This window comes from Skermanella rosea, assembly GCF_016806835.2.
Classification (GTDB): Bacteria; Pseudomonadota; Alphaproteobacteria; order Azospirillales; family Azospirillaceae; genus Skermanella; species Skermanella rosea.
In genome coordinates this window covers 311,083-323,923 of sequence record NZ_CP086113.1, presented here as the reverse complement: position 1 = coordinate 323,923, position 12,841 = coordinate 311,083, and the positions used below count along the sequence as shown (strand labels likewise).

Below are 12,841 nucleotides of genomic sequence, written 5' to 3'. Positions count from 1 at the left end.
TGACGGCCTGCTCGATGCTCACTTGGGGATACGGTCCAGGTCGAGCAGGAAGAGCGCGGCCTGGAGATCCTTCCCGGGCTCGGCAAGCATCTGGACGATCCGCTCCTTGAGGACGACCCGGTTCGCCAATCCCGTCAGGGCATCCCTGCGCTCCGTCAGGTCCATGCCGGTCGGGGCCGACCGGTCCTCCACCGTCACCAGGATGCGTCCACCGCCGAGACGGATGGTGCTGACCGGCCATACCTGGCCGTCCACCGACCTGAGCGAGCGGGCGTCGCCTCCGGCGAGGCGGGCCAGATCCGGGGCGCTCGCGGTGTACGGCGTCGATGGATTGAACAGGGTCCGGAACGCGGAATTCATCAAGGACGGCCGGGCGTCCGGCTCAAGGGTCGCGAAGGCGCAGGGAAGCCGGTCGCAAGCCTCCAGAAGGGCATCAGGGGCGATGGCGGCAATCAGGCTTGGAGGAGGGCCATCTCCGCCGATCACGGTCCCAATCAGTTCTTCCTTGATGCTCTCTTGCATAATAAATGCACTCAGGAGGTTTGCTGCCTACACTCTGGATCTTGTTGATTAAGACCCCGTTTAAGAAATCGGGCGTCTTTTGTCCTATCCTTTTTGGCCAGTCATTATTATGGGATTGGCGGAAAACACTTTCTCATCCCGAGTTCTCGGCAGGTTCCGGACAGGCTTTCCGACCTACATCGGGGGACGGACAGTTGGACGGGCGGACGATGGCGGCTCAGATGCCGCCTTACGGTTCCGGCCGGTGCCCTGGTTCGGCGTCGTCGTCGTGCTCGGACCGCTCGTCGGCGGGTCCCTGGATGCGCGTGAGGTTCAGGGCGGTATTGATCAGCCCGATATGGCTGAACGCCTGGGGAAAATTGCCCAGCATGCGTCGTCCCGCCGGGTCATACTCCTCGGCGAGCAGCCCGACGTCGTTGCACAGGGTGCACAGCCGTTCGAAAAGCCGTCTCGCGTCGGCATGGCGCCCGAGGAGAACGAGGACGTCGGCGAGCCAGAAGCTGCAGGCGAGGAACGCGCCCTCGCCGGGAGGCAGTCCGTCTTCCCCGGTTCCCGTGTCGTAGCGCAGCACGAGGCCATCATGCATGAGATGCCGCTCTATGGCGGCCACCGTACCGACGACGCGGGGATCCTCGGGCGGCAGGAAACCGACCAGAGGAATGGCCAGCAGGCTCGCGTCCAGTTGCCTGGATCCGTAGGATTGCACGAAGCTGCCGAGGTCCGGGTCGTAGGCGTGCCGGCACACGTCCTCGTGGATGAGATCCGCCACCCGGCGCCACCGGGCCGCCCGTTCACTGGCCGGATCACCGGCGAGCGCTATCGAGGCCACCCGGTCGAAGGCCACCCAGGCCAGGACCTTGGAATGCGTGAAATGCCGGGGTCCGCCGCGGGTCTCCCAGATTCCCTCGTCCGGACGCCGCCATGCCTGCTCCAGGAACGGCATGATGGTCTCGCTCAGCGCCCGGGATCTCGGGTGCGGCGGCAATCCGCCCTTCAGGGCCTGCGCCATCGCGTCGGCGACCTCGCCGTAGATGTCGAGTTGGAACTGCCCGGCCGCGGCGTTGCCGACACGCACGGGACGGGAATCCAGGAAGCCGCCCAGCCACGGGACCTCCCATTCGGGCAGGCGCCGCTCGCCGGCCAGCCCGTACATGATCTGCATCTGGGAGGGGTCGCCGGCCACGCTGCGCAGAAGCCACTCGCGCCACGACGACGCCTCCTCGTAGTAGCTCAGCTTCATGAAGGCCTGCAGCGTCATCGTGGCGTCGCGCAGCCAGCAGAAGCGGTAATCCCAGTTGCGGGGACCGCCGGGATGTTCCGGGAGCGACGTCGTCGCCGCGGCGACGATGCCGCCGGTCGGCATGTATGTCAGAGCCTTGAGCGTGATCAGCGACCGCTTCACCTGGTCCGTCCACGGCCCGACCGGCGGGCAGCGACCCGAGAAGTCCGTCCAGAACGCTTCCGTCCGCCTCAATTCGGCTTCGGGGTCCCGGGGAGCCGGAGGCGGCAGGTGGGACGGAGCATGGATCAGCGTGAACGGGATGCGCTGGCCCGCCGTCACGGTGAACGATCCCACGGTGTGCATGTCGGCACCGCGCAGTTCCGCGGCCGTCCGCAGCAGCAGGAGATCGGGGCCGGCCACGGCGGTCAGCGTGGCGTCGTCGAGACGGCTGACCCAGGGGATGCTGCGGCCGTAGTCGAACCGGATCACGAGATCGAGGTCGAACTCGACCCGGCCCCGGTTGCCGACCACGATCCGGATCAGATCGGCGAAGCCGTCCCGCGGCGGCATGAAGTCTATCAGCGTCGCCGAGCCTTCGGGCGTCTCGAACGTCGTCTCCAGGATGAGCGTGCCGTCGCGATAACGCCGGGTTGCCCGCGCCCGGTCGTCCTTCGGCCCGATGCTCCACCGGCCGTTCTCCGGAGATCCCAGCAAGGCCGCGAAACAGGCCGCGGAATCGAACCGGGGAAAACAAAGCCAGTCGATGGAGCCCCGGTTCGAGACGAGCGCCGCCGTCTCGCAGTCGCCGATCAGGGCATAGTCCTCGATACGGTGAGGTGTGTCGGTCCCGGCCAAATCCCGTGCCTTTCGCCTTCGGACGGGATCATCGGCGGTGCCGTGCCGCCGTCTTTTCCCGCCCGATCCTGCCGCTGGTCGCCCGCGGCCAATCCGTGGGCGCACCCATGCCAACAGGACGGAGGCCGTTCCCTCCCGCCGGGGGGATGCGCCCCGGAAGCGCATCCGGTTTCGATATCAAACCTCGAACAGCCATGACTTCGTGCTGTTCCATTTGAATACGGCGTCCGTGTCGTCGACCTGGCCGTTGAACGAAACCTCGTCGATATAGAGGTTCCGGTCGGATCCATTGGCCCCCTTCCTTCCGTTCCAGGCATCGTTGTTGAAGATGATCTCGACCTCCCGCTCCTGGATTCCCGGGGCGTCCAGGTCGCCCTTGTAAGTGAAGGTCTGCCACTGGTCCTTGTCATGGACAGCCGTGACCCGGTTCGTGAGATCCAGCGTTTTCCCGTCCACCTGGATGACGAAATTCGGATTCCCTTTGTAGTGATCGCCCGACGCCTTGACGGTGATCACGTCATCCCCTCCGGGACGGGGGAGCGGGATCGGACCCTTGTCCTTCAACCAGTCGAAGCGCCCGGCGAAGTCTTCGAGCCACTCCTCGCGGTTCTCGTAGACCGTCCTGGCCCCTTGGGTGCCGGGGCGGTCGAAACCCTGCCCATGAAGGTCCGTATAGTAGCCGTCGGACACCTTGCGGAACTCCCCGCCCCAGCTTTCCTGGGTCGGGTCGTCCTGGTCCCCGTCGAGGAAGCGGAGAACGGTCGGGCTGTCCCCCATCTTGACGCCGGACTTGTTGAAGATGTTGCTCGAGACCTTCGAGAAGAAGTCCCCCAGGGCGCCGTGGCCCTTGGCGTTCGCCTCGTGCCAGCCCTTGATCATGGAGCCGCTTTCCGGCGTGCCGTAGGTGCCCCGGAACGTGGTCATGTTGTCGACCCACAGGTCCAGCTTGCCCTTGAAATTGTCCAGCAGGTACTTCTTGGCGTGGATGTCCTGGGTGTCGATGCTGAACAGCCGGACGTGCTTGGCGATGCCGGGAGAATCGTGCAGCGCCTGCGCGATGTCCGCCTCCCCTCCCCAGGTGAGCACGTTCAGCTTCTCGCCCGCGGCGGCGGCCTTCCTGGCTTCCGCGATGATGGCCTCGGACGAGTCCGTCGGCTTGGAATATCCCTTGGGCGGCGCAGTGTCCGTGGCGCCCTGATGGCTCACCTTCTTCAGGGCTTCGACGGACTTGAAGCCGGAGCCGTGCTCGCGCAGCTTGGCAAGGTCCTTGCCGTAGACGTCGATCACGGCATCGATGTCCCTGACCAGACCGTCCTGGGTGTTGAACTTGGACGCCGTTCCGGCGATGCCGACGATGTTCATCTTGTCCTGATACATCAGCGCGTGGACAAGGGACTGGACATCGTCCTTCTCCTGCGCTTCAAGCCTCAGGTCGGTCGAGATGAAAACTCTGGGCAAAGCCATGTCTGTGCTCTCCGGATAAGTTCAATATGTCCACCGGAATGACAAGTAATCCAGCAGTGTTTAAAAAGTGTATTCATATGGTTAACAGACGATTAATGATGCAGAGGCAAATTTGCGATTGTATAAAGCGCAAATCCAGGCTTCCAATGAAACGTTTTTGATTCCTATCTTGACGATTGGGCTGAATCATCATCCATCTATGATTTTTCACTTTCTAAGATGAGATGAAATCAGTTTGGCGGAGCATCATGACTCTTCCTGATCTCGACCCCATATTACGTACTACATATGCAGGGCTGTTCAGTTCTCCCCGTTGCGCGCCTGACTCGCGCGCAGCGAGTCCTGGCGGGGTGTGAAGCAGCGTAGAAAGAGTCTACCATCTCGCGCGAATGTGTGAATCCTTGCTCGGCAATTCCTGGACTTGGGGGTTGCCATGGTACCGTTCGGCCGGCTTCTCGCGGCCCTGGGCGAGGTTCCCGATCCGCGGCGCGCGGCGGGCAAGCGCTACCCGCTGGCGCCGCTGCTGCTGTTCACCGTGCTGGCGCTGCTGTCCGGCGCGACCTCGTACCGCCGCATCATCGTCTTCCTGGAGCAGCGCCGGGAGTTGCTCAACGAGCTGTTCGGCGTCGCCCTGAGGCGGGCGCCATCGGTCAACACCCTGCGCACCGTGCTCCAGGACCTCGACGCCGACGCCCTGGAGCGGGCGTTCCGCCGGCACGCCGCCAGCCTGCTGGCGCGCCCCGAGGGCGGGATGCCGGCGATCGCGCTCGACGGCAAGACGCTCAAGGGCAGCTTCGACCACCTCAACGACCGCAAGGCGGCCCAGGCGCTCAGCGCGTTCGCCTCGGAGGCGGCGATCCTGCTGGCGCACAGCGAGATCGACGACAAGAGCAACGAGATCCCGGCGGCCCAGCGCCTGATCGCGGAGCTCGGCCTGAGCGGCGTGCTGTTCACCGCCGACGCGCTGCACTGTCAAAAAAACCTTTGAGGCGGCCCGCGACACCGGCAACGCGTTGCTCGCCCAGGTCAAGGCCAACCAGCCGACCCTGCTGGCCACGCTCGAGGCCATCGCCGCCACCCAGCCCCCGGCCGAAAGCCACAGGAGCGTTGATCCCAAGGGCCACGGCCGCCACGAGACCCGCACGGTCGAGACCTTCGATGTCCGGGGCAAACTCGACGCCGAATGGGACGGCCTAATCGTCTGCGCCGCCCGCGTCGCCCGCCTGACCTGGCACAAGGACACCAGGTCAGGCCTGTGGCACGCCACCGAGGACGTCTCGTTCTACGCCTGCCAGGTCGCGCTCGGCGCCGAGGCGTTCGGACGGGCGGTCCGGGGGCACTGGGCGATTGAAAACCGGAGCCATTGGGTCCGCGACGTCACGTTCGGCGAGGACGCCAGCCGAACCCGCGTCAAGCCCACCCACGTCGCCCGGTTCCGCAGCTTCGCGATCAACATCCTGCGGGCCAACGGCGTCCAGAACATCGCCCGCGAACTCTACGTCAACGCGCTCAACTTCGACAATGCGCTCGCATATCGCCTCTCATAGCGAGAACTGAACAGCCCTGACTACATATGACAGACAGAAATCTTGCGGCAGGAACGGCTCGAAAGGTCCGGCGCTGGCACATACGAAGAAGAGAACCGGCGTTGATTCCGTCTTCCCGAAATTTCGTCGGCTCCTGGCGCAGATGGAGCAGGTTTCATGAAACGCTGCACCCGTCATCCAAATGTCATGCCTGAAAACTATGCTGCGCCGGTAATCGATGACCCGGGATATTCTGCGTCCCGTTACATGCCGGTGATTTCATGGGTCGCCTCCTCATCGCCGCCTTATTCGCCTGCCTGGCCGCAGTCTCCCCGACCCAAGCCGAACCCTTGACGGGGGCAGGATCGACGTTCGTTTTTCCGCTGCTCAGCCGTTGGAGCCAGAACTTCCAGGCATCCGAGGAGAACGGCGGCTATGTCGCCGCCCTGCCAAATCGACCGGCCGCTCCAGAGGGCGGCCTGGGCTCGCTGTTCGGCGTCATGGCCGGCGGCATCGACTACGAGCCGGTCGGTTCACTGGGCGGCACCATGCGGGTCATCGCCCGGGCCGTGGATTTCGGCGCATCCGAAAGGCCCATGCCGGCCGAGGAGGTGGACCGGCACGGGCTCATGCAGTTCCCCATCACCACGGGCGGCATCGCGGTCGTCTTCAATCTGCCAGGGATCGAAAGCGGCGCCCTGCGCCTTTCCGGGGCGGTGCTGGCCGACATCTACATGGGAACGGTCGATAGATGGTCGCACCCGGCCCTGCGCGCGCTCAACCCGGAGCTCACGCTGCCGGACGCGCCGATCAAGGTCGTCCACCGGAGCGACGGATCCGGCACCACTTACAACTTCGCGGCATATCTCGCCCATGCCAGCACGGACTGGCGGGAGCGGGTCGGGATCGATACCGAGCTGAAATGGCCAGTCGGCGCCGGGGTCAGAGGCAGTGGCGGCATCGTCGAGGCCGTGTCGGACGACCCGAACTCCATCGGTTATGTCGAACTCGGCCAGGCCTTGCGGGTCGGGCTGCCCTCGGCCCTGGTCGAGAACCGCGCGGGGCAGTTCAGGGCACCATCGCGCCGGAGCATCGCCGCGGCCGTCGCCGGCGCGGACTGGGCGGGCTCGCGCCATTTCAGCCTTCTTCTCACCGAAACCGCCGACGCCGAGGCCTACCCGATCGCGGCCACCGTCTACGCGCTGATGCCCCGGGAGCCCCGTTCCGGTACCGACCGCACCCTGCGCTTCTTCGGCGGAGCCTTGGCGCACTGGCAGCAGGATGCCGTCGATCTGGATTACGTGCCGCTGCCGGACTCCCTCGTCGGCCAGATCAAATCCTACTGGGAAGCCAGTTCCAAGTAAGAGCAACCGGCCCCCGTCAGGACGGGCCCCGAAAAGGACAGCTCATGCAGGTCGATATCTTCACCCAGATCATCGTTCCCGTGATCGGTGGTCTGGGCATCTTCATGCTTGGCCTCGAGTTCATGTCGAACGGCATCCAGGCCGTCGCCGCCAACCGGATGCGTGCGCTGCTCGCCAAGTTGGCGGGAACTCCGCTCAAAGGCGTATTCGCCGGCACCATCATCACCGGCGTGATCCAATCCTCGACGGCGATGACGGTCATGGTCGTCGGCATGGTCAATGCCGGAGTCGTCGGCCTGCGCCCGGCGATCAGCGTGATCATGGGAGCGAACATCGGGACGACGTTGGGAAACGGCCTGATCGCCCTGCCCCCTTGGCCCGCTGGGCCTGCTGCTGGCCGGCTTCTTCGCCCTCATCTACATTTTCTCGAAGTCGGACAGGACGAAGAACATCGCCCTGGCCTGCATAGGGTTCTCCCTGATCTTCTACGGCCTCAACCTGATGACCGGGGGCCTGAAACCGCTCCGCGCCATGCCGGAGGTGATGTTGGCGATCTCCTCGCTGCGGGCGGACGATTTCATCGGCCTGCTCACCTGCGTCGGAACGGCGGCGCTGGTCACCGCGATGATCCATTCCTCCTCGGCGACCATCGGCATCGTGATGGGCCTCGGAGCGTCCGGTATTCTCGACTGGCAGACCGCCGTGGCCTTCTCGCTCGGTGCCGATCTGGGAACGACCATCACCTCCTGGATAGCGTCGCTGAACCTGTCCAAGAACGCCAAGCGCGCCGCGTATGCCCACATATCGTTCAACATCATCGGCGTCCTGGTGACCATCCCGCTGTTCTTCCTCTCCATGGACGTGCTCCGTTTCGCCATGCAGTGGTTCGGCGGCGACCCCGGGATCCCGATGATGGTGAACGGCAGGGAAACCTACCCGCTCGTGCCGGTCGCGATCGGTTTGTATTCGACCTTCTTCAACATCTTCAACACGTTGCTGCTGTTCCCCTTCGTCGGCGTGTTCGAGCGGGTACTGTGCCGCATCGGGCATGACGCGTCCGAGGACATCGAGGATTATTCCCTGCCGAAGTACCTTGCCGCCAACCTGCGGGGTGACATCGTCCAAGGCGTTCCTGCGCTTCGTAAGGAGATTGAGCGGCATCTGGAGGCCGGCACCCTTTACCTGGACATTGCGCGGGGCATGCCGGACGCCTTGAAGGATCCCCAGGCCCACCATGCCAATCTCGGCAATCTGAGCCGGGACATCGGCGTGTTCGCATCCTCGCTGCTGACGCCGGGCCAGCCCTACGGGCAGGCCGATCTGGTCGCAAGCCTGATCGAGGAGGCCGATTTCACCGAAAGCCTGGGTGAAACCCTTCATCAGATTGCCCAGCGGGTCAAGCGCGAGGAGTTCTCGCCGTCGGGCCGGGAAGTGGTCAACGGCATCCTCGATCAGGTCTCCGACGCCATGGGGATCGTGCTGCCGGGCTCGGCCCGGAGCGCGACCGCCGTCGCCGCGGATCAGCGCATATCCGGGCTCGCGGAACTGCGCCGGAAATGCCTGAAACTGGATGAACTGGCCCCGACGGAGAGAGGGTCGCTGCTGGCGATCCTCGGAAGCGCCGAACGGGCGTTCCTGCTGATCGAGCGCATCGACGGCGAGCGGCGCTCGGTCGACCGCGACATCGTGGTCGAGCACCAAGCCGATGTCGTTCCAGGACTGGAGCCGAAACCGGCGACGGCGTGACCTGCGGCGGACAACGGTCCGGCCAGGGTACGGCAGGATCGGGACGGCTCGGGGACCGGAGGCCGGGACGGCCGGCGCCACGCTCGGCCTCTCGCTGCCGCACCCGGACGGAAGCGATCGTAACCGCTACGCATGGAGCGGGGCCCCCCGGATCAGCAGGTGTGAAAGCCGGTTCCGACCGGCGGGGCCAGCATCAGGATGCCGAGAACACCGGCTCCGCCGCGCTCCGGCTCCAGGATGATCGCGGATCCCTCCGGGAAAGCCTCCCCGGCGGCGACGCTGCCGAGCACCATGATGGCGGGTGTCCGATGCCCGACCAGCACGCGGTTCGTTCCCGGAGCCACCGGCGCGGAGAACAGCCGCCGATGCTCCGAGAGAACCCAGTCGAGGCGTGACCGAAACCGCGACCTGACGCCGCGCAAGGCCTTGGCCTCAGCCGTGGGGACAGCGGCGTCTTCGCAGTAGGCGAAATCCCCTGATCGTTATCAGCGCCATGCCATTGAACCTGCATGGATGCGTGCCTCATGAACGCCGGCGTCGTATAGTCCTGCAAGGACCATGTGATCTGGTGCCCCAAGTACCGTCGCAAGGTTCTTGAACCGCTCATCGACGCCCGCCTGAAGCATCATCGCTGGAGTGTGCGAAGAAGCTGGCGTTGAATTGATCGAGATGGAGATCATGCCGGATCACGGTCATCTGCTCGTCGGCTGCGACCCGCAGTTCGGAATCCGCCGGCTGGTGCGCGCCGTCAAGGGCCGCCCGTCGGGTCTGTGGCGCGAGGAGTTCCTCCGGCTGAAGTCCCGTCTGCCGAGCCTGTGGACCAACTCCTACTTCGTCTGAACCGTCGGCAGCGCTCCGCTCGCCGCCATCAAGCAGTACATCGAGAGCCAGAAGAACGTCTGAACCATGCGCGCCGCCACCCCCTCCTTTATCGCCGAGTTCCCGCTATGCACCAGTGCCGCGGACGAGCGCGCGCTGGAGGTGCGCCTGGAGGCGGCCCGCCACGTCTACAACGCCTGCCTGGGCGAGACGCTGAAGCGCCTTGCCCTGATGCGCCAGTCCATGGACTGGCAGGCCGCCCGCACCCTGCCGAAGGGCAAGGAGCGCACGGCGCTGTTCAAGGCGACGATGGAACGCTTCGACTTCTCCTCGGGGTCCATCCAGAAGCACGCCGAGGCGTGCCGCGACGCCTGCTGGATCGGCCGGCACCTCGGCAGCCACGACACGCAGACCACGTCCTTGCGCGCCTTCAAGGCGGTGCAGATGCACGCCTTCGGCAAGCGCGGACGGCCCCGCTTCAAGGGCCGGAACCGCCTGCACTCGGTCGAGGGCAAGGGCGACGCCGTGATCCGCCTGCGCTGGCAGGACGAGAAGCCGGTCGTGCTGTGGGACGGCCTCGTGCTGCCGCTGATGCTCGACCCGCGCGACCGCGACCGCTGGCAGGAGCAGGCGCTGTCGTGCCGCACCAAGTACGTCCGGGTCCTGCGGCGGACCATTCGCGGAAAGGTGCGGTGGTACGCCCAGCTGGTGCAGGAAGGGTTGGCACCGCGCAAGGAGCGCCTGCCGGTCGGCGACGGCGTCGTCGGCCTGGACCTCGGGCCCGGCACCATCGCCGCCGTGTCGGACACGGACGCCACGCTGGAGCCGTTCTGCCCCGGCGTGGCCGACATGGACGCGGTGATCCGCCGCCTGCAGCGCGCCATGGACCGGTCCCGCCGGGCGACGAACCCCGACGCCTTCAACGCCAACGGCACCTATCGCAAGGGAGTGCGGATCAAAATGCGCTCCGGGCGATATCGCGTCCTGTGCGCGACCAAGGCCGACCTGGAGCGGCGTCTTGCCGCCGAGCGCAAGCGTGCCCATGGCGAACTCGCCAACCGGGTGCTGGCGCAGGGCAACCTCATCAAAACGGAGAAAGTGAGCTACCGGAGCTTCCAGAAGAATTTCGGCCGGAGCGTGAGGCGGCGCGCGCCGTCCCTGTTCGTCTCGACGCTGAAGCGCAAGGCTGCGAGTGCCGGCGCTTCGGTGGTCGAGTTCGCGACGCGGACGACGCGGCTGTCGCAGTTCAGCCACGACACGGGCGGGTACGTGAGGAAGCCGCTGTCCCAGCGGTGGCACGTGTTCGCCGACGGCAGCCGGGTGCAGCGCGACCTGTACTCGGCGTGGCTGGCACGCTTCGTCGACCGGGACAGGCTCGACGCATCCCAATGCGCGTTGCATTGGGCGGCTGCGGAACCGCTGCTGGGACGGGCGGCGTCGGGCTTCAGGCAATCCGCGAGCGGGGCGGGCTTTGCCCGTCCCCACGTCCGCCCCGGCAACGGAGGTGGCGTCGGAGCGGATCGTCCGTCACAGAGGAATGGCCGCCGGGACAAGGCCGCGGATGCTGTAGCGCAAGCGAGAGCCGCGGAGAGTTCGGGCGATGGCACCCTCAGAACCCCCGGCTTTGGCCGTGGGGAGGTTCAGCCGGCATAATCGTCCGCAAGCAGGCCGTCGGTAATTTCGACGGCCGCGCTGCCGAAGGCGATCTCGGCCGTGTCGCGGGCCCGGAATACCGGCCCGGCAAGAACGGGATCGGCTATCGGGATACCGAGGTCCCGCAGGGCCTGCCCGATCCGTTCGGCCTGGTCCCGGCCCGCCGCCGAGAGATTGCGCTGGCCCGGGCGGTCTCCGATCTCGTAGGACCTGTCGCAGGGCATGCCGCTGGTGTCGGCGTGCCGGAAGAACAGGGTCAGCCCGCCGCGGCGCAGTCGTTCGACCAGGGATTTCCCGGTCACCTCATCCACTGTGGATGGGCGCAGCTGCTGTGCCGGGGCGGATGACGCCGTGCCAGCCGCGATCACCAGGAACAGCGGGAAGATGATGTTCCGCAGGGCGTTCCACGGGGCTTTCGGGAGGGAGTCCGGGGGGTGGCGTTTCTGGGTGAGCATCGGCTTGGTGACTACTCTCGGCCCTGAAGGGCCGAGCTTCCGCGCCTCACAACGCAGCGTTCCTGTTTCCGTCCTGTTGTCGGAGAACCGGATCGAAGATTTCCAGGTTATCTTCCGGCAGACGCCCAAGGTCGACGGCTCCAACCATTTCGGGAATCGCATCGTCTTCTCTTCCGACGGTCACATTTTCCTGACGCTGGGCGAGCGCTTCAAGTTCGAGCCGGCGCAGGACCTCTCGAACACGCTGGGCGCCGTCGTCCGCCTCAACCGCGACGGCACGATCCCGGACGACAATCCCTTCGTCGGCAAAGCCGGCGCGGATGAGGCCATCTGGTCCTATGGCCATCGCAACATCGAGGCCTCGGCGATCGACCCCTCCACCGGCATCCTCTGGGTGGCCGAGATAGGGCCGCTCGGCGGAGACGAACTGAACCGGCCGCGGGCTGGCGGGAACTATGGTTGGCCGGTGGTCAGCTGGGGTCGGCATTACGACGGCCGCGACATTCCCGACCCGTCGACCCGACCGGAGTTCGCCGACGCCGTGATGCGGTGGACGCCGGTGATCTCCCCGTCCGGCATGGTGTTCTACGATGCCGGCCTCTTCCCGGAGTGGCAGGGCAGCGCCCTGATCGGCTCCCTGAGCGGTACGGCCATGGTCCGCGTGACCTTCGAAGGGAACACGGCGCGCGAGGCTGAACGCATTCCCCTGGGTGGCCGAATCCGCGACGTGGCGCAAGGACCGGACGGCGCCGTCTACGTCATCAACGACAGCACCGAGGGAGCCGTATGGCGTATTTCACCGATGGACACCGGTAGCGAGGCCAGCGGGAACTGATGCGACGAAACCCGGGAGCTTCGGCGGGTGACCGCCGGAACCAAACCTCGGGAACGGCACGGCATCCGTGAGACCCCGGCAGGCGGCCGGGCCGGCTGGGACCACGGTGCCGATTGCCGTGGTCCCAGCCCCTTCCGCCGTCCGCAAGCGGACAGCTGCCGTATGAGAGTTCCCGAAGGTCGGCGCCGAACTGCTTCGGGCGCGGTTTGGATGGCCGCAAGAAGATCGAGGGCGTGAAGATCCGAGTCGGTGTAGACAAAGATCGCTTAAGCGCCTCGATGCGATCGAATCATGACTTTACTCAATTGCAATCAAATAAACTTGGAAACTTTGAGGCTTCAGGATTGTTTCGAGCGGGTCTTGGGAGAATAACAAAGCCA

General features: G+C 65.6%; 9 protein-coding genes and 3 pseudogenes. 7 read left to right on the top strand and 5 right to left on the bottom strand.

Annotation, left to right across the window (positions count from 1 at the left end):
* Positions 1 to 18: 18 nt before the first annotated feature.
* The 3 genes from JL101_RS32860 to JL101_RS32850 form a co-directional block, all read right to left on the bottom strand.
* On the bottom strand, positions 19 to 360 hold the full coding sequence (locus JL101_RS32860; protein WP_203104461.1) for a hypothetical protein: 342 nt from the start codon (positions 358 to 360) through the stop codon (positions 19 to 21).
* A 391-nt stretch (positions 361 to 751) separates the two neighbouring features.
* Positions 752 to 2,599, bottom strand: coding sequence for a glycoside hydrolase family 15 protein (locus JL101_RS32855; RefSeq protein WP_228435603.1), 1,848 nt, complete (start codon positions 2,597 to 2,599; stop codon positions 752 to 754).
* 177 nt (positions 2,600 to 2,776) lie between these two features.
* Positions 2,777 to 4,063 (bottom strand): nucleoside hydrolase-like domain-containing protein, encoded by a 1,287-nt coding sequence (locus JL101_RS32850; RefSeq protein WP_203104457.1) that lies wholly within the window; start codon positions 4,061 to 4,063, stop codon positions 2,777 to 2,779.
* Between the two features lie 433 nt (positions 4,064 to 4,496).
* Between JL101_RS32850 and JL101_RS37060 the strand changes: the two are divergent.
* The 4 genes and pseudogenes from JL101_RS37060 (at position 4,497) to JL101_RS32835 (ending at position 8,699) form a co-directional block, all read left to right on the top strand.
* Positions 4,497 to 5,610: pseudogene (locus JL101_RS37060) on the top strand (ISAs1 family transposase).
* Between the two features lie 260 nt (positions 5,611 to 5,870).
* The gene (gene pstS, locus JL101_RS32840) at positions 5,871 to 6,953 is read left to right on the top strand and encodes a phosphate ABC transporter substrate-binding protein PstS (protein WP_203103365.1); all 1,083 of its coding nucleotides are present in this window, start codon (positions 5,871 to 5,873) and stop codon (positions 6,951 to 6,953) included.
* A gap of 44 nt (positions 6,954 to 6,997) precedes the next feature.
* Positions 6,998 to 7,264, top strand: a pseudogene (locus JL101_RS36670) (Na/Pi symporter); the annotation flags it as partial.
* 70 nt (positions 7,265 to 7,334) lie between these two features.
* On the top strand, positions 7,335 to 8,699 hold the full coding sequence (locus tag JL101_RS32835) for a Na/Pi cotransporter family protein (RefSeq protein ID WP_203103428.1): 1,365 nt from the start codon (positions 7,335 to 7,337) through the stop codon (positions 8,697 to 8,699).
* A gap of 152 nt (positions 8,700 to 8,851) precedes the next feature.
* On the opposite strand, the gene JL101_RS32830 is transcribed toward JL101_RS32835, so the two are convergent.
* Positions 8,852 to 9,022, bottom strand: a complete 171-nt coding sequence (locus tag JL101_RS32830; protein ID WP_203103367.1) for a hypothetical protein — start codon at positions 9,020 to 9,022, stop codon at positions 8,852 to 8,854.
* A 237-nt stretch (positions 9,023 to 9,259) separates the two neighbouring features.
* On the opposite strand from JL101_RS32830, the pseudogene tnpA reads away from it, so the two are divergent.
* Together tnpA and JL101_RS32820 are read left to right on the top strand one after the other, a co-directional pair.
* Positions 9,260 to 9,539: pseudogene (tnpA, locus tag JL101_RS32825) on the top strand (IS200/IS605 family transposase).
* A gap of 66 nt (positions 9,540 to 9,605) precedes the next feature.
* Positions 9,606 to 11,171 (top strand): hypothetical protein, encoded by a 1,566-nt coding sequence (locus JL101_RS32820; RefSeq protein WP_203103371.1) that lies wholly within the window; start codon positions 9,606 to 9,608, stop codon positions 11,169 to 11,171.
* On the opposite strand, the gene JL101_RS32815 is transcribed toward JL101_RS32820, so the two are convergent.
* Positions 11,159 to 11,626 carry a histidine phosphatase family protein gene (locus tag JL101_RS32815; RefSeq protein WP_228435602.1) on the bottom strand — a complete coding sequence of 156 codons (468 nt, stop codon included), beginning with the start codon at positions 11,624 to 11,626 and terminating at the stop codon, positions 11,159 to 11,161. The genes JL101_RS32820 and JL101_RS32815 overlap by 13 nt on opposite strands.
* Between JL101_RS32815 and JL101_RS32810 the strand changes: the two genes are divergently transcribed.
* A complete protein-coding gene (locus tag JL101_RS32810) occupies positions 11,619 to 12,461 on the top strand; it encodes a PQQ-dependent sugar dehydrogenase (RefSeq protein ID WP_323374753.1) in 843 nt (280 codons plus the stop codon). The genes JL101_RS32815 and JL101_RS32810 overlap by 8 nt on opposite strands.
* Positions 12,462 to 12,841: the final 380 nt, after the last annotated feature.